The following is a 16,785-nucleotide window of genomic DNA, read 5'->3' on the forward strand; positions in this document are numbered from 1 at the left end:
GCTCAGGCCCCCTTCACGGGCAGCAGGCGCGGATCGTACGGGTTCAGGCCCACGGCCTCCGTGGGCGGGCCGTAGCCGGCCATCCGCATGACGGCCTGCTCGTCCGCCGGGGATTTCCCGGGCAGCGTGGCGCAGACGGCCTGCAGGATCCGGGCGTGCGGCAGCTGGTCCCGGAGCAGCCCGAAGCGGAGCATCTCCAGGCTCGCCCGAAAGCGCGTCAGCAGCCCGCGGCCGGCCGCGAGGTCCACCAGCGCGGCGTATTCGAGGACCATCGGGAGGTAGTCGGGCAGTTCGCCGTGGGTGTCCACCAGGATGTCGCTTTGCCGGTAGGTCTTCTTGAAGTTGCCCAGAACCTCGCCGCGGCGCCGGGTGTCCCCGTCAGTCCAGTAGGACAGGTGCAGGGCGTGGCGCTTTCCGAGGTCAAACTCGCGCACGTACTGGGACTGGAGCTGGATCGGCGGCGTGGACTCCAGCTGGTCCAGGACCGCAACGAAGTCCGCCGTGGCGCCGGGGAACTCGGCCAGCGCGGCCCGCATCAGCGGGACCCGGCCGGTCAGTTCCTCGTCAGGGTAGGACAGGCACCAGGCCGCGGCGAGGTAGAGGACCTGCTGGCGGCGGGTCATGGCTGCTCCCCCGCCGGAGGGGATTCCGCGGGGCCCGCCGGTTTCGGCGGCGGCGGTTCCGCCGGAGGCGGTTTTTCCGGAAGCAACGCCTTTTCCGGAAAAAGCCCGGAGGGCGCTCCGGTGCCGTCCCAGTTCAGCAGGTTCACCCTGCCGCGCAGGGTGGTTTCGCCGGGCGCGGAGCCGGAGGTCTGCCGGTCCCGGAGGGCGTTGAAGGTTTCCACCGCCACGGGGACGGGCCGGCCGCTGGCTTCGCCGAAGTGGGCGGTATCCTGCATGCCCGGGCCGCCCTCGAAGTCGAGCGAACAGCCCATTTCCTCGAGGTCGTGGGCCTGCTCCACGTGGGCCTTCGGGATGACGTAGCGCTCCTCGTATTTCGCGATCGCCATCAGCCGGTACATCTCGTACATGCTCTGGCTGTCCATCCCCACGGCCTCCGGGATGGCGTCGTCCGGGTCGTCGCCGAGGCTGATGCCGCGCATGAAGGAGCGCATCGCCGCCAGCTTCTTCAGCACCGCGGTCACCCGGTCCGCGTCGCCGGCGGTGAAGAGTTCAGCGAGGTATTCCACCGGGATGCGCAGCGCGTCGATGGCGCCGAAAAGGTTGCCGGTGTCCTCGCCGTCGTGGCCCTGGTCGCGCAGCAGGTCCACCACGGGTGAGAGCGGCGGCACGTACCAGACCATCGGCATGGTCCGGTATTCCGGGTGCAGCGGCAGCGCCACCTTGTAGACCTTGGCCAGGGCGTAGACCGGCGAGCGCCCGGCCGCGTCGATCCAGTCCTCCGGGATGCCCTGGGCCCGGGCCTCGGCCTGGACGGCGGGGTCGTTCGGGTCCAGCAGCACGTCCATCTGGGCGTCGTAGAGTTCCCGGGGGTCCGTGACGGAGGCCGCCGCGGTGACGGCGTCGGCGTCGTACAGGAACAGCCCCAGGTACCGCAACCGGCCCACGCAGGTCTCGGAGCAGACTGTCGGGAGCCCCACCTCCACCCGCGGGTAGCAGAAGGTGCACTTCTCGGCCTTGCCGGTCTTGTGGTTGAAGTAGATCTTCTTGTAGGGGCAACCGGTGACGCACTGGCGCCAGCCGCGGCATTTGTCCTGGTCCACCAGCACAATCCCGTCCTCCACCCGCTTGTAGATCGCGCCGGAGGGGCAGGAGGCCATGCAGGAAGGGTTCAGGCAGTGCTCGCAGATCCGCGGCAGGTAGAACATGAAGGTTTGTTCGTACGCGAACTTGATCTTGTCCTCGGATTCCCGCCGGACCTTCTCCACGATCGGGTCCAGGTGGCCGTTCTCGGCGGAGCCGCCGAGGTCATCGTCCCAGTTCGCGGACCAGGTGATCTTGGTGTCCTGCCCGGTGATCAGGGACTTGGGCCGGGCCACCGGGAAGTCGTCGCCCAGCGGCGCGTCAACGAGGGTCTTGTAGTCGTAGGTCCATGGCTCGTAGTAGTCCTTGAGCTCGGGCTGGACCGGGCTGGCGAAGATCCCGAAGAGCTTCTTGACCCGGCCGCCCGCCTTGAGCACCAGCTTCCCGCGCTTGTTCAGCGCCCAGCCGCCGTGCCACTTCTCCTGGTCCTCGTAGCGGCGCGGATAGCCCTGCCCGGGCCGGGTTTCGACGTTGTTGAACCAGACGTATTCGGTGCCGGCACGGTTGGTCCACGCCTGCTTGCAGGTTACGGAACAGGTGTGGCAGCCGATGCATTTGTCCAGGTTCATGACCATGCCCATTTGGGCCATGACACGCATCAGTACTGCACCTCCTGGGAACGACGCCGGACGGTGGCCACCATGTCGCGCTGGTTTCCGGTGGGGCCAAGGTAGTTGAACGCGTAGGCGAGCTGGGCGTAGCCGCCGATCAGGTGCGAGGGCTTGACCAGCAGCCGGGTCACGGAGTTGTGGATGCCGCCGCGCCGCCCGGTGGCCTCGGACTTCGGCACATCGATGGTGCGTTCCTGCGCGTGGTGGACGTAGACCACACCGGCCGGCATCCGGTGGCTGACGATCGCCCGGGCCACCAGGACGCCGTTGATGTTCAGGCACTCCACCCAGTCGTTGTCCTTGACCTCGATGGCCGCCGCGTCGGCGGGGCTCATCCAGACCGTGGGCCCGCCGCGGGAGAGCGAGAGCATCAGCAGGTTGTCCTGGTATTCGGAGTGGATGGACCACTTGGAATGTGGCGTCAGGTAGCGGACCACCACCTCCATGGACCCGTCCTGGCCGAGCCTGGGTTCGCCGAAGAGCCGGTGCATGTCCAGCGGCGGCCGGTAGATCGGCAGCGCCTCGCCGATGTCCCGGATCCAGTCGTGGTCCAGGAAGAAGTGCATCCGGCCGGTCAGGGTGTGGAAGGGCTTGAGCCGCTCGACGTTGATGGTGAAGGGTGCGTAGCGCCGGCCGCCGGTCTCTGAGCCGGACCATTCCGGCGAGGTGATCACCGGAACCGGGCCGGCCTGGGTCTGGGCGAAAGTGATGTATTTTTCTTCGGAGCCCTCGGCCAGGTCCGCCAGTTTCCTCCCGGTGCGGATTTCCAGGTCCTTGAAGCCCTGCACGGCCAGCGCCCCGTTGGTGGTGCCGGAGAACGCCAGGATGGCCTCGGCCATCTTCGCGTCCGTATCGATCGCGGGACGGCCGTCCGCGGCGCCGCCAAGCATCACCCCGTTGGAACGGCTGAGCCGGTCCAACGGGCCGGCAAGTTTGTACGTGACGTTCTTGACCGTGAAGCCCAGTTTGTCCGCCAGCGGCCCGACGGCGGCGAGCTTGTCCGCGATGGCGGTGTAGTCCCGCTCGACGACGGAAAAAATGGGCATGTTCTGACCCGGGACCGCGGGGACGGACATGTCCCGCCAGTCCCGCACAATCCCGCCGGGCTGGGCCAGCTGGCCGGGCGTGTCGTGCTGCAGCGGCACGCTCACCAGGTCCCGGCGGACGCCGAGGTGGGTTTTGGCTTGCCGGGAGAACTCCTGGGCCAGCAGGTGGAATGCGTCGAAGTCCGTCTTGGTCTCCCACGGCGGGTCAATCGCGGGGGTGAAGGCGTGCACGAACGGATGCATGTCGGTCGAGGACAGGTCGTGCTTTTCGTACCAGGTGGCGGCCGGGAACACGACGTCGGACAGCAGGGTGGTGGAGGTCATCCTGAAGTCCGCGGAAACCAGCAGGTCGAGCTTCCCTTCGGGCGCCTGCTCATGCCATTTCACATCCTTGGGCTTGAGCCCCTCGGCATGGTCCTGGCCCAGGACATTGTTGTGGGTTCCCAGCAGGTTCCGCAGGAAGTACTCGTTGCCCTTGGCCGAGGAGCCGAACAGGTTGGAGCGCCATAGCACGAGGGTCCGCGGCCAGTTTTCCGGGGCGTCCACGTCCTCGATCGCCGGGTTCAGGGTGCGGCTCTTCAGGGCATCGGCGATGTAGCCGGCGGCGTCTGTCGCGGTGCCGGCGGCGACGGCCGCCCCGGCCTCGTCCGCGAGGTCCAGCGGGTTCCGGTCGAACTGCGGGTAAAACGGCATCCAGCCGAGCCGGGCGGACTGGGCGAGGGCATCCGCGGTGTGCATGCCGTCCAGGGCCCCGGTGGAGAGCGGGGACTTCAGCGCATCCGCGCAGTAGCCGTCCTGCCGCCACTGGTCCGTGTGCATGTACCAGTAGCCTGTGCCGATCATGGTCCGCGGCGGCCGGGACCAGTCAAGGGCGTTGGCCAGCGACAGCCAGCCGGTGACCGGCCGGGTCTTTTCCTGGCCGACGTAGTGCGCCCAGCCTCCGCCGTTGCGGCCCATGCAGCCGGTCAGCATCACCAGGGCCAGCACCGCCCGGTAGGTGCTGTCGCCGTGGAACCACTGGCAGATCCCGGCGCCCATGATGATCATGGACCGGCCCTTGGACTGTTCGGCGGTGCGGGCGAATTCGCGGGCCACCCGGATGCAGGCCTGCGCCGGGACGGAGGTGATCTCCTCCTGCCAGGCCGGCGTGTAGGGCGTCGCGGCGTCCTCATAGCCGGCGGCCCACTCCCCCGGGAGCCCGTCGCGGCCGACCCCGTACTGGGCCAGCATGAGGTCGAAGACGGTGGTGACCGGCTGGCCTTCCAGCTCCAGGACGGGAACACCGCGCCGGAGCACACTACCGTCCCCGCCGGCGTCCTCGAAGCACGGCAGCAGGATCTCGGCGCTTTCCGTTGAGACTTCCCGGAGGGACAGCGCCGGTTCGATCGCTTCGAGGTCCAGGTTCCACTTGCCCTCGCCGCTCTCTGAGTAGCGGAAGCCCATCGAGCCATTGGGGACCGCCGGCAGCCCGGTCTTCTTGTCGAACAGGACGGTGCGGAACGCCGCGTCCTCGGTCAGCGACTCGGCGGGAAGGTCCTTGGCGGTGAGGAACTTGGCCGGGGTGAGGGAGCCGTCGTCGCGCCGTTCGAGACGGACCAGGAACGGCAGGTCGGTGTACTGGCGGACGTAGTCGGCGAAGAACGGCACCTCACGGTCGACGAAGAATTCCTTGAGCATGACGTGCCCCATCGCCATGGCCAGCGCGGCGTCGGTTCCGGCCTGTGCGGGGAGCCATTCGTCGGCGAACTTCGTGTTGTCCGCATAGTCCGGGCTGACCGTGACCACCTTGGTGCCGCGGTACCGCACCTCGGCCATCCAGTGCGCGTCCGGGGTGCGGGTGACGGGGACGTTGGATCCCCACATCATCAAATACCGGGCGTCCCACCAGTCCCCCGATTCCGGGACGTCGGTCTGGTCCCCGAACACCTGCGGGCTGGCCACGGGGAGGTCGGCGTACCAGTCGTAGAAGGACGTCATCACCCCGCCGATCAGCTGGATGAAGCGGGTCCCCACGGCGTGCGAGACCATGGACATCGCCGGGATGGGCGAGAAGCCGGCGCAGCGGTCCGGGCCGTAGGCCTTGATGGTGTTCACGTGCGCGGCGGCGGCGATTTCGATCGCCTCCTGCCAGGAGACCCGCACCAGGCCTCCCTTGCCGCGGGCGCGCTGGTAGCGGCGGCGCCGCTCGGGGTCGCCCACGACGTCGGCAAAGGCCAGCACCGGGTCACCCAGCCGGGCCTTGGCCTCGCGGTACATCTCGACGAGGACGCCCCGCGCATACGGAAAACGCACCCGGGTGGGTGAATAGGTGTACCAGGAGAAGGCCGCGCCGCGCGGGCAGCCCCGCGGCTCGTATTCCGGGCTGTCCGGGCCCACGGAGGGGTAGTCGGTCTGCTGGGATTCCCAGGTGATGATGCCGTCCTTGACGTACACCTTCCAGGAGCAGGAGCCGGTGCAGTTCACCCCGTGCGTGGACCGGACCACCTTGTCGTGGCTCCAGCGGTCCCGGTAAAAGATGTCGCCCTTGCGGCCACCCTCGCGGAACACCGCCCTGCCGTCGTCGGTCTGGTCCCATTTCGTAAAGAATCGGCCCAGCTTCAACATTGCATCCGAGGCGGGCCCGTCCAGCCCCGCCGCGTCTCCGGCAGTCATTCCTTCAAGCTAGGGTGCCCCCTCTGGCCGGAACAGGGCCTTAGGACACTGTGGCAGGCCCGGGTCCGGGCGGCCCGGGAGCTGCCCGGCCGGCCCCGCAGTTCAGGGCCAGCCGGCCGGCCCCGCGGGTCGGGGCTCGCGGTTCAGGCGAAGCTCTCCAGCTCGACGCCGGCAGCCTCCAGCGCCGCACGGATCGCTGTCGCCGCGGCAACGGAGCCGGCGGTGTCGCCGTGGAGGCACAGCGATTGCGGCTCGATCCGGAGCACGGTGCCGTCGACGGCCTCGATTTCGCCCTTCGTGGCGAGCCTGACCGCCCGCTCGGCAACCTGTCCGGCGTCGAGCATCATTGCTCCCACCTCGGTGCGCGGCACGAGGGTGCCGTCGGGGAAGTAGGCGCGGTCGGCGAAGGCCTCGGAGAAGACGGGGTGCCCGGCTTCCTTGGCGATTTCCAGCAGGGCTGAGCCGGGGAAGCCGAGGACGGGCAGTCCGGGATCGTAGGCCTGGATGGCGGCGATCACGGCGGAGGCCTGCTCGCCGTCGTGCACGGTGCGGTCGTAGAGCGCCCCGTGCAGCTTGACGTAGTCCACCGAGGCGCCCACGGCATGGGCCACGCCGTCGAGCGCCCCGAGCTGGTAAAGGACCGCGCCGAAGAGATCGTCAAAGGTCATGTCCAGCGAGCGCAGGCCAAAGCCGGCCAGGTCCGGGTAGCCGATGTGGGCACCGACGTTGACGTCGAGCTCGTACGCCGCCCGGCAGGTGTCCAGCATGGTCACGGGGTCCCCGGCGTGCATCCCGCAGGCCACGCTGGCGCTCGTGACCAGCGGAAACATCGCGGCGTCGGCGCCCTTGGTCCAGGTCCCGAAGGACTCCCCCAGGTCAGTGTTCAGATCCAAAACGTGCCGCCGTCCTTCGTTGAAGTCTTCGGGGCGCCGCTGCCCTGAGTGCCGCCGCCCTGGGTGCCGCCGCCCGGGGCGCCGCCGCCCGGGGCGCCGCCGTCCGGCTGCGCGTCCAGGGAAGTTTCGTAGAGCGCTGCCGGGCCGGTGGTTTCCGCAAGGGCCTGCAGTTCTCCCGGAATCGTGTCCGGGATGGGCCCGAATGCTTCCCTGGCGTTCGCCACGACCGCATGGCCCATCACCCGGTTGCCCACGCCGCCTACGACGGCGCCGATACCGAAGGGCAGGGCACGGCCCAGCCAGGCTGTGCCCTGGGTCTTGAGCAGGGAGCGCAGGAACATCGTCTGGATCTTGGCCCGCACTGTACCGAAGCCGGCGAGGGGGACGCGGCGGGTGAAGGCCGCGGTCCAGGCCTGGGTGGGCCCCTTGCCCCGGCCCGCCGCTTGTCCGCTCAGCGAGCTCAGTAGCTGGGTGCCTTCCTCGCCCAGCATGACCGCCATGACCAGGGTGCTGGCTCTGTCCGGGTCCACCATCCGGATGCCGTGCAGTTCAGCAAGGGCCGTGGAATACAGTGCGGTGGCTTCGAGGAACCCGACTGCTGCGGCGGCCGAGAGACCCAGTGCGGCCGCAGTTCCGACGCCCGGAATCACGGCAGCCACGCCGACCAGCGCACCGCCGCCGGTGACGGCCAGCAGGTAGTCGCGCTCCAGGATGGCGGCGAGCTGCGCCGCGGTGGCCTGCGGGTGCCTGCGCTGAAGCCTGCGGATATTGGCCAGCACCAGCGGCCGCTGGACTTCAACCGCCCGCAGGAGCACCTTGTGCAGGCCGGGCCGGGGCTGGCCTGCCGCGTCGAACATCGCGCTGTGGGCTGTTTCCTGGGCAATCTTCATTGCCGGGTTGCTGCGCTTGGCCATGATCGCCTCTCGTCGGAACCATAAAACTAAGTGCACTTAACACTACACACGGGCAGGCAGGCGGGGTCGCCGCTGCGCCCCGGAGGGGTCCAGCCCGGCCGCGCGGCTGGCTACTAGACTGGGCCCATGCCCGCCCTGCGAGCCCTCCGCCCCTTCGCGCACCGGGAGTACCGCGTGCTGATCACGGCGCTGGCCATCTCCATCTTCGGTTCCGGGATGTGGGCCGTCGCGATGGTCTACGAGGTGATCCACCTGGGCGGCGGACCGCTGGAGCTTTCGGTCGTGGCCGCGGCGGGCAGCGTCGGGCTGGTGACGTTTCTGCTGGCCGGCGGCATCGCCGCGGACCGCGTGCCCCAGCGGCTCCTGATCATCGCGGTCGAGGGCGCCAACCTCGCCGTCGTTGCCACTGTCAGCGGGCTGGCCCTGGCCGGCTTGCTCGAGCTGTGGCATCTCGCGCTGGGGGCCTTCGTGCTCGGCGTCGGGGCTGCGTTCTTCTTCCCCGCCTACTCCGCCATCCTGCCGCGGATCCTGCCGCCTGAGGACCTGCTGGCGGCCAACGGCCTGGAAGGCACCATGCGGCCGCTGTTGCAGCAGGCCGCCGGACCGGCCGTCGCGGGCATCCTGGTGGCGGCCCTGTCCCCCGCCTACGCCGTCACCGGAGTGGCGGCCTGCCATCTGGTGGCCTTCTGCATCCTGAACCTCCTCCACCGCCAGCCCGCGGCAGGGGTCCCGGACAGCGGTGGGGCTACCGAATCTGGCCAGCCGCGGGCCAAGACGTCCCTGCGCCACGACCTCCGCGAGGGCGTCAGCTACACCGTCCGGACGCCCTGGCTGCTGTGGACCCTGCTCTGGGCCTGCATTTCGGTGCTGTTCCTGATCGGCCCCATCGAGGTCCTGATCCCCTTCGTGGTCCGGGACCAGCTCGGCGGGGACGCGCGCATGTTCGGCTTCCTGCTCGCCATCATGGGCGTGGGCGGTGCCGCAGCCTCGCTGGCCACGGCTTCTTTTCCCCTCCCGCGCCGCTACCTCACCGTGATGATGGTGTCCTGGGGAGCGGGAAGCCTGCCAATCGCCGCCGTCGGAATCATGGACAGTTTCTGGGCCGTGGCCGCCGCCCTCTTCATCTTCGGCGCCACCGGCGGCGTGGGCATGGTGATCTGGGGAACCTTGCTCCAGCGCCGGGTGCCGCCGCATCTGCTGGGCCGCGTCTCGAGCCTGGACTTCTTTGTATCCCTGGCCCTCATGCCGGTCTCCATGGCACTCGCCGGGCCGGCCGCCGAGGCGCTGCCGGTGTGGCTGATCTTCCTCGTCGCCGGGACCGTGTGCCCGGCGATGGCCGTTGTCGCGATGGTCGTGGCGCGGATGCCGGCCGATGAACTGGCCCACCCCCTCACCGGCGGTGAGGAGCCCGCCGACGCCCCGGCGCCTGCCGAATCCTCCGGACCAGGGCAGCCCGGCCCAGACCAACGCGGGGTCACCTAGCGCCCATGTCCGGGGGAATCATGGGTGCTAAGTGACCCCGCGTTGTTTCGGCGGCGGTTTAGACTGCGGCGCGCACCACCGGGATCGACGACGTCGGAAGGCCGCTGGGGAAGATGGTCGGTTCCGGGACGGTGACGGGCGCCAGCGGGACCCGGACCGGGCCGCCGTCGACCGTGAGCAGTTCCCCGCGCACGTCGACCTCCAGCGGCGCGCCGTCGCGGACGGTCAGGCTGATCGAATCCTGTTCGAGTCCGACGTGCAGGAGCCTGCCCTGGATCTTCAGGTGGAACTCGAGGCCGTCCCATTCGGCAGGCAGCCGGGGATCGAAGTACGGCACAGCGCCCTGGTCCCGCAGCCCGGCGAAGCCGCTGACCAGCGAGCTCCACACCCCGCCGGTGGAGGCGATGTGGACGCCGTCGATCGTGTTGCCGTGGGTGTCGTCGAGGTCGATGAACAGGGCGTGGGTGAAGTGGTCCAGCGCGGCCTTGCCGTAGCCGACCTCGGCCGCCATGATGCCCTGGACGCAGGCGGACAGCGTGGAGTCGCCCGTGGTGATGGGGTCGTAGAAATCGAAGGCGCGGCGCTTTTCCTCGGCGGTGAAGTCCTGCCACTGCAGGAACATGGCCAGCACGGTGTCGGCCTGCTTAAGGACCTGGTGCCGGTAGATCACCAGGGGGTGGAAGTGCAGCAGGAGCGGGTACTCGGACCGGGGAGTGGTCCAGTCCCACGGTTCCAGGGTCATGAAGTCGTTGTCCTGGGAATGGACCTGGAGGTCCTCGTCGTAGGGCAGCTGCATGCGGTTTGCTGCCTGCTCCCAGAGCTGGCGTTCGGCGTCGTCGATCTCCGGGTGGTCCAGTGCCGCCGCGGCGCGCAGGTTGAAGCGGGCCATGACGTTCGTGTACAGGTTGTCGTTGACGACGGCGGTGTACTCGTCGGGACCCGTGACGCCGTGGATGTGGAACAGTCCGTCCTTGCCGAAGAAGCCGAGTGAGACCCACATCCGTGCAGTCTCGATCAGCAGATCGGAGCCCAGGGTGGCCTGGAACTCGGTGTCCCCGCTGGCCCAGATGTACCGGTTGGTCGCGAAGGCGATAGCGGCGGCGATGTGGAACTGCGCGGTGCCGGCCGCGTAGTAGGCGCTGGCCTCGAGTCCGTTGATGGTGCGCCAGGGGAAGAGGGCGCCGTCGACGCTGAGCTCCTTGGCGCGGATCTTCGCCTCGGGCAGGAGGTCGTGGCGGAATTCCAGGACCTGGCGGGCGTTGCCCGGGTTCGTGTAGGTCAGGTAGGGCAGCAGGTACACCTCCTGGTCCCAGAAGTAGTGGCCGTCGTAGCCGGAGCCGGACACGCCCTTGGCCGGGATGCCGGCCACATCGGCGCAGGCCGTGGCCTGCGCGAGCTGGAAGAGGTTCCAGCGCACGCCCTGCTGGAGCTCGGTCTGGCCCGCAAGGACGATGTCGCTTGTGCTCCAGTAGGCGCGGTAGTGGTCCTCGCTCTCGGCGAAGATCTCGCTGACCGGCTTGAGGCTGGCTTCGGCGTTGTCGGCGAGGTCCTCGGCGGCCTGGCCCACGGCGTAGCTGACGCTCTTCTCCAGCACGAACGGTGCGTCCGCGCTGACGGCGAGCACGTAGCGCACGCTGCTGTCGTCCTGGTCCACCTGGGTGTCGAACGGCTGCACGCCGGCCGAGGTCCAGTGATCCACGGCCATCCCGAGCCGCTGCTTGGATTCCGAGGCTTCCCAGGACAGGCGCAGGGAGCCGTCCCCGCCGTCGAGCCGCAGGGGCAGCAGCACACGGCCGGCGTGGCGGCCGGCGCGGCGCGGATCATGGGCGGAGTGGTCCTCCACCGGCTGGTCCTGGCGGTTGATGACCGAGGACGTGACGTCCGCGGAGATATCCCGGTCGGCCGCCACTTCGAGGCTGATGCCCAGCGCCCCGCGGGTTGCGTAACCGACGGCGCGCCGTTCGGTGGTGGTCACGGTCGCGCCGGAACGGCACTGCCAGGTGATCCGGCACTCATAGATACCCGTGGCGAAATCCACCGAGCGGCGGTAGTCCAGCACGGTGGACTCCTCCAGGCTCAGCGGCTCGCCGTCGATGATGACGGTGAAGTTGTTGGCGTCCGGGACGTAGAGGATCCGCTGGCCGGTGCGGGCGAAGCCGTACGCGTTTTCCGCGTGCTTGATGTCCCAGGTCTCGTGGAAGCCGTTGATGAAGCTGCCCGGAAGTTCGGCGTCCGCGGCACCCCAGTGCGCGCCGCGGATGCCCAGGTGCCCGTTGCCGAGGCTGAACAGGGTCTCCAGGGTGCCGGCATTGCCGGGGAGGTGAACGGTCTCGACCAGCTGCCAGGGATCGTTGGGGAACCGGGCGCGGTCCGAGGTGATGAGAGCCATGGTTTAGGGGGTTCCTTCGGCGGGAGTGGGCAGTGGGCAGGGCGGTGGGGTGAGCGGGCCGGGCTAGAGCAGTTCGGCGAGGTCGTTGACCACGACCGTGGCCCCGGCGTCGAGCAGGGTCTGCCGGCCGGCGCCGCGGTCGACGCCGATCACCGAGCGGAAGTCTCCCGCGCTGCCGGCTTGGACGCCGGAGACGGCGTCCTCCACCACGACGCACTCCTGGCTTGGCAGGCCCAAGAGCCGCGCGGCGTATTCGTAGGTGGCCGGGTTGGGCTTGCCGGGCAGTCCCTCGGCGACGGCGACGACGCCGTCGACCACCACCGGGAAGTAGTCGGACAGGCCGGCAGCCTTCAGCACGGCAGGGGCGTTGCGGGAAGAGGAGACGACGGCGAGCTTGAGTCCGCGGGCCAGCGCGGCCTCAACCAGCCGGACGGAGCCCTCGTACGGCTGGACTCCGCCGGCCTCGACGATGTCGTTGAAGACCTTGTTCTTGCGGTTGCCGAGTCCGTGGACGGTGTCATGCGCGGGCTCGTCGTTCACCGGGCCCTCGGGCAGCACAATCCCGCGGGAGGCCAGGAAGTCCCGGACGCCGTCAAACCGCGGCTTGCCGTCGATGTGGTCGAAATAGTCGCTCTCACGGTAGGGCTCAGCACCGGGGACCGAGGCCAGGAAGCCGTCAAAGAGCTGCTTCCAGGCGTGCTCGTGCACCACGGCGGTGGGGGTCAGTACGCCGTCGAGGTCAAAAAGGATGGCGGTTGCACCGGAGAGCGCACCGGCGAGGCCGGAGGTGTCGGGAACTACAGTCATGAGTCGAGGTCCTTTCAGACGACGGGCAGGCAAGACGGTTTGGTCAAAGCGATGGTCTAAGGCAGGCAGTTCAGGGCTGCTCTGTTGGGGGCCGTTCCGGCGTCGGACGCCGTCCGGATCAGCGTCGGCGCGTGCTGGTGTGCTCTACCAATTTGGTGTCCAGCAGATGGTTCGACGGCGGACTGGCAGGCGGCGTGGCAAGTCCTGAGCGATGAAGTCTTTCAATCAGCAGGTTGGCCGCGAACGCGCCCTGGCCGGCCAGTGGCTGGGCAATTATGGTCAGGCCCAGGAACCAACTCATCTGATGATCGTCTATTCCTATGATGGACACGTTTTCCGGCGCTGACAACCCGAGCTCCCGCATGGCCATGAGCGCACCGCAGGCTGTCTCGCCGCAACCGGCGAAGACCGCGGACGGCATCCCGGGGTTTTCCACAGGCTCCACCATGGCCAGCCGGCCGCCTTCGATGCTGGAGCCGGCGTCGAGCACGAGGTCCGGAGGAGACAGTGCAGATGGAGAGTCCGGGGAGCGCGGGGACGTGCTGGATTCTCACGCGCGGGGTGTTGGCCTGCGGCACGGGCTCAGCCCTTTCTTCCCCCCGAAGTAGTGGGCCCGGTGTTCATGGCCGAGGTCGATTGTAAGCGCTTACATATTTGGCATGCAAGTGGATGATTCGGAGTTTGGCAGCGGAGTGGGAACGGGTTGGCAGGCCTGCTTGGCCGTGGGTTGGCGGGGCCGGGCGGGCGTCCTGGTCAGCGCCCGGTCAGCGCAGGACGTAGTGCCGCAGGAACGCACTGACGTCCACGAGTTCGGCCAGCGAGATCGTGTGGCCCATGCCCGGATAGGTCCTGGCTGTGAGCTGGGTATTCCGGTTCAGCCAAGCCTCGGTGTGCTCGGTAGCGGCGTCGTTGATGACGACGTCGCCCTTGTCCCGGCCCCAAAAGAACGGCGGCCGGGCGGTGAACGATTCACTCATCGCCAGCAGTTCGTTGTCCAGGACAAAACCCGAGAGCCCCACAGCTGCGCGGAATTGTTCCGGCCGGAGCCGCAGGAGCGTGCTGGCCATCGCCATCCCCTGCGAAAATCCGAACAGGCTGACGCTGCTGTGCCGGGCTTTGACCGACTCGATCCAGGCGAAGACCGCGTTCGTGGAGGCGATGACGTCGGCAAAGTCATGGGTGAGGAAATAGTCCAGCAGGAACCAGCCGTAGTGGTCTCCAATGTCCTTGGGTCCACGCAGGGCGGCGCAGCTGAACTCGGGCGGCAGGGAAGCGAACAGCTTGGACATGCGGAATTCGTCCGTGCCGTAGCCGTGCAGCATCACCAGCAGCGGGGTGCCGCCGCGTTCGTGTTCGGGTTTTGACCAGATCACCGTCTCCATTGGCTCAGCCTATCCAGCACCGCCACGCGTCCCGCACCGCACGGGGCCGCGCTCCGCGGCTTCCGCGGCGGAAACGGACCTCCGCCCCCCGGATCCGTGGCGCATCCGTCCGGAAAAGGCGAGGCTGGCCGAAACCGGCGCCGAAATTTTCCCCGCGGGGCGGAGGGCGCTTCATTGAAACAGTAGGAGCGGGGTTGTAGCGTGACGCTGGACAGCATGCTTACCATCATCAGTCCGCCCCCGGGCATCAAGGAGCACGTTATGAGAATCGGTTCCGCAATCTTCCTCATCGCCATCGGCGCCATCCTCGCTTGGGCCGTCGCCCCGGGGCTGATCCCCAATGTGAACCAGGCCATGATCGGCTACATCCTGATGGCGGTCGGCGTGATTGGACTCATCGCTTCTCTCGTCCTCGCCGGCCCCGGACGCGGCCGCACGCGCCGGGTCAGCGAGAGCCGCACGGTAGTGGACCCCAACACCGGCGAGACCATCACCCGCAATGAGAGCCGCGACGCAGGCATCTGAGATTTCCCCGCACCCACTGAGCGGCGCGGAAGCTAACGACCCGGAAGCCGGGCCGGACCTCGAGGTCGGGCCCGGCTTCCGCCATCCCGGCCCACTCCCACCACAACCGCAGCACATGCCCAGTCCCCGCGGCAGCCCATGGACATATTCCCCAAGTGCCCACTCCCCGGTCCGAACACTGGACATGTCCCCTGGCGCCCGGCCCGCAACCTCCGCAAGCGCAGCACATGCCCAGTCCCCGCGGCGGCCCATGGACATATTCCCCAAGTGCCCACTCCGCGGCCCGAACACCGGACATGTCCCCAGACGCCCGGCCCGACCACTGGACATGTCCCGCGGCGAAGCCCACCCTTCTGCGTTCATGTGGTTTTTCATTGACAAACCAACAAGAACAAAGATAAAGTCAAATAATTCCACTTCATGTGACGGGAGTCACCGAAGCGGCCAGGGCGCAATTCCAGCTCAACGCACGGCAAGAACAAGAACCAAGTCAGACGCAGTACGCAATGGAGGGTAAGTGTTCGCCGAAGAACGCCAGCAGCTGATCGTGGGGCTCATCTACGCCAGCGGCCGGGCCAGTGTCACGGACCTGGCCGAGCGCTTCAGCATCACCACCGAAACCATCCGCCGGGACCTCGCCGCCCTGGAAGCCTCCGGCAGCGTGCGCCGGGTGCACGGCGGCGCAGTCTCCCCGGACCGCTTCAGCACCACGGAAGAAAGCATCCTGGAACGGACCGTCCAGCGGCAGCCCGAAAAGACCCGGATCGCCGAGGCCGCCTTGGCCCTCATTCCCCAGGGCCTCACCGGCAGCATCCTGATCGACGCCGGCTCCACCACGGAGGCCCTCGCCGAACTCCTGTCCGCCCGGGCCGCCGGAGCCGCCGCGCAGGGCACCGTTGCGGCGTCCGGGTCCGACGCCGAACTCGTCGTCATCACCCACTCCCTGCCCATCGCATCCCGGCTGTCCGGCGGACCCGGGATCGCCCTGCACCTGCTCGGCGGCAAGGTCCGCGGCCTGACCCAGGCCGCCGTCGGCCAGTCCACGGTGGAAGCCGCCCGCCGGATCCGCCCGGACATCGCCTTCATCGGCACCAACGGCATCCATGCAGCCTTCGGGCTGAGCACACCCGATCCTGAAGAAGCCGCTGTCAAGGCTGCCTTCGTCCAATCAGCGCGCCGCATTGTGGTGCTGGCTGACTCCTCCAAGCTGGACGCGGAAACGCTGGTCCAGTTCGCCTCGTTGAAAGATCTGGACACCGTGATCACAGACACGCAACCCAGCCGGGAACTCGCCGACGCCCTTGCGGAAGCCGGAGTGGAGGTGGTGGTCGCGTGATTGTCACCCTCACCGCCAACCCCAGCCTGGACCGCACCGTGGCGCTGCCCGGCCCCCTCCTCCGCGGGGAAGTTCAGCGGGCCATCTCCGTCCGCCAGGAATCCGGCGGCAAGGGAGTCAACGTCTCCCGCGCCCTCGTCGCGTCGGGGCTGAAGACAGTCGCAGTTCTCCCCGGCGCCGAGGCCGACCCCGTCCTCACCGGCCTGCGGGAGACCGACGTTCCGTTCGCGGCCCTCCCGATTGGCGAGCCGCTGCGCAGCAACGTGGCCCTCACCGAGCCCGGCGGCGTCACCACCAAGATCAATGAACCCGGACCGGCCCTCAGCGAGGAGCAGCAGGAGGCCCTGATCAGCCTGTTGCTGGACCACGCCCGCGGTGCCGCCTGGGTAGTCCTGGCCGGCTCGCTCCCACCCGGGGTCCCGGCCGACTTCTACGCGACCGTCACCCGGCGGCTGCGGTCCATGTTCGACGGCGAGGCCGCACCACGGGTCGCCGTCGATTCATCCGGCGAACCCCTCGCCGCAGCGGTCTCCGGCGACACCTCGGGAAAGCCGGACCTCTTGAAACCCAACGCCGAGGAACTGGTGGAACTGGCTGCCGCAGCCGGTTTCGCCACGAACAAGTCCGCCGAGGAGCTCGAAGCGGACCCGGAGGCTGCAGCAGCCGCCGCCTCCGCCGTCGTGCGCTCCGGAGTGGGTGCCGTACTGGCCACCCTCGGCTCCAAGGGTGCCGTTCTTGTGACGGCCGACGGCGCGTGGCTGGCCACGCACCCGCCGGTCACCGCGGTCAGCACTGTCGGCGCCGGCGATTCCTCGCTGGCCGGATACCTGCTCGCATCCAGCCAGGGCGCCGCCCCGGTCGATTGCCTCCGTCAGGCGGTGGCCCATGGTGCCGCCGCCGCTTCCCTGCCTGGCTCCACTGTCCCGGCAGTCAACCAAACCACCCCTGATGCCGTAACCATCACGGCCCTCCGGAAGGATTGACA

13 protein-coding genes are annotated in these 16,785 nt (G+C 68.6%); 4 read left to right on the forward strand and 9 right to left on the reverse strand.

The annotated features are described in order from the left end of the window. Nucleotides 1-2 precede the first annotated feature (2 nt). The 5 genes from narJ to AC1DHX_RS00610 form a co-directional block, all read right to left on the reverse strand. Nucleotides 3-623, reverse strand: a complete 621-nt coding sequence (gene narJ / locus AC1DHX_RS00590; protein WP_476859474.1) for a nitrate reductase molybdenum cofactor assembly chaperone — start codon at nt 621-623, stop codon at nt 3-5. After that, nucleotides 620-2,362, reverse strand: a complete 1,743-nt coding sequence (narH, locus tag AC1DHX_RS00595) for a nitrate reductase subunit beta (RefSeq protein WP_476859475.1) — start codon at nt 2,360-2,362, stop codon at nt 620-622. The genes narJ and narH overlap by 4 nt, the downstream gene beginning before the upstream one ends. Further along, the gene (locus AC1DHX_RS00600; protein WP_476859476.1) at nt 2,362-6,072 is read right to left on the reverse strand and encodes a nitrate reductase subunit alpha; all 3,711 of its coding nucleotides are present in this window, start codon (nt 6,070-6,072) and stop codon (nt 2,362-2,364) included. The genes narH and AC1DHX_RS00600 overlap by 1 nt, the downstream gene beginning before the upstream one ends. A gap of 143 nt (nt 6,073-6,215) precedes the next feature. Next, entirely contained in the window at nt 6,216-6,965 is a 750-nt protein-coding gene (locus tag AC1DHX_RS00605) for a LamB/YcsF family protein (protein ID WP_476859477.1), read from the reverse strand. Further along, nucleotides 6,956-7,879 carry a hypothetical protein gene (locus AC1DHX_RS00610; RefSeq protein ID WP_476859478.1) on the reverse strand — a complete coding sequence of 308 codons (924 nt, stop codon included), beginning with the start codon at nt 7,877-7,879 and terminating at the stop codon, nt 6,956-6,958. The genes AC1DHX_RS00605 and AC1DHX_RS00610 overlap by 10 nt, the downstream gene beginning before the upstream one ends. A 126-nt stretch (nt 7,880-8,005) precedes the next feature. Between AC1DHX_RS00610 and AC1DHX_RS00615 the strand changes: the two genes are divergently transcribed. Further along, nucleotides 8,006-9,361: an MFS transporter gene (locus tag AC1DHX_RS00615; RefSeq protein ID WP_476859479.1), complete on the forward strand. Its 1,356-nt coding sequence runs from the start codon at nt 8,006-8,008 to the stop codon at nt 9,359-9,361. A 58-nt stretch (nt 9,362-9,419) separates the two neighbouring features. Here the strand turns inward: AC1DHX_RS00615 and AC1DHX_RS00620 are convergent, their stop codons facing one another. From AC1DHX_RS00620 to AC1DHX_RS00635, 4 genes are all read right to left on the reverse strand, one after another. Next, nucleotides 9,420-11,750, reverse strand: coding sequence for a glycoside hydrolase family 65 protein (locus tag AC1DHX_RS00620; RefSeq protein WP_476859480.1), 2,331 nt, complete (start codon nt 11,748-11,750; stop codon nt 9,420-9,422). Nucleotides 11,751-11,813: 63 nt separating this feature from the next. After that, complete coding sequence (locus tag AC1DHX_RS00625) at nt 11,814-12,557, reverse strand: HAD family hydrolase (RefSeq protein ID WP_476859481.1); 744 nt, start codon at nt 12,555-12,557, stop codon at nt 11,814-11,816. 118 nt (nt 12,558-12,675) lie between these two features. Then, complete coding sequence (locus AC1DHX_RS00630) at nt 12,676-13,047, reverse strand: substrate-binding domain-containing protein (RefSeq protein ID WP_476859482.1); 372 nt, start codon at nt 13,045-13,047, stop codon at nt 12,676-12,678. Nucleotides 13,048-13,321: 274 nt separating this feature from the next. Beyond that, on the reverse strand, nt 13,322-13,939 hold the full coding sequence (locus AC1DHX_RS00635) for an alpha/beta hydrolase (RefSeq protein ID WP_476849868.1): 618 nt from the start codon (nt 13,937-13,939) through the stop codon (nt 13,322-13,324). A 261-nt stretch (nt 13,940-14,200) separates the two neighbouring features. On the opposite strand from AC1DHX_RS00635, the gene AC1DHX_RS00640 reads away from it, so the two are divergent. From AC1DHX_RS00640 to AC1DHX_RS00650, 3 genes are all read left to right on the forward strand, one after another. Beyond that, the gene (locus AC1DHX_RS00640) at nt 14,201-14,464 is read left to right on the forward strand and encodes a DUF6458 family protein (RefSeq protein ID WP_018774860.1); all 264 of its coding nucleotides are present in this window, start codon (nt 14,201-14,203) and stop codon (nt 14,462-14,464) included. Between the two features lie 517 nt (nt 14,465-14,981). Next, nucleotides 14,982-15,800 (forward strand): DeoR/GlpR family DNA-binding transcription regulator, encoded by an 819-nt coding sequence (locus AC1DHX_RS00645; protein WP_476859483.1) that lies wholly within the window; start codon nt 14,982-14,984, stop codon nt 15,798-15,800. Next, nucleotides 15,797-16,783, forward strand: a complete 987-nt coding sequence (locus AC1DHX_RS00650) for a 1-phosphofructokinase family hexose kinase (RefSeq protein ID WP_230008209.1) — start codon at nt 15,797-15,799, stop codon at nt 16,781-16,783. The genes AC1DHX_RS00645 and AC1DHX_RS00650 overlap by 4 nt, the downstream gene beginning before the upstream one ends. Nucleotides 16,784-16,785: the final 2 nt, after the last annotated feature.

Source organism: Arthrobacter sp. 05N33_2 (assembly GCF_056397425.1).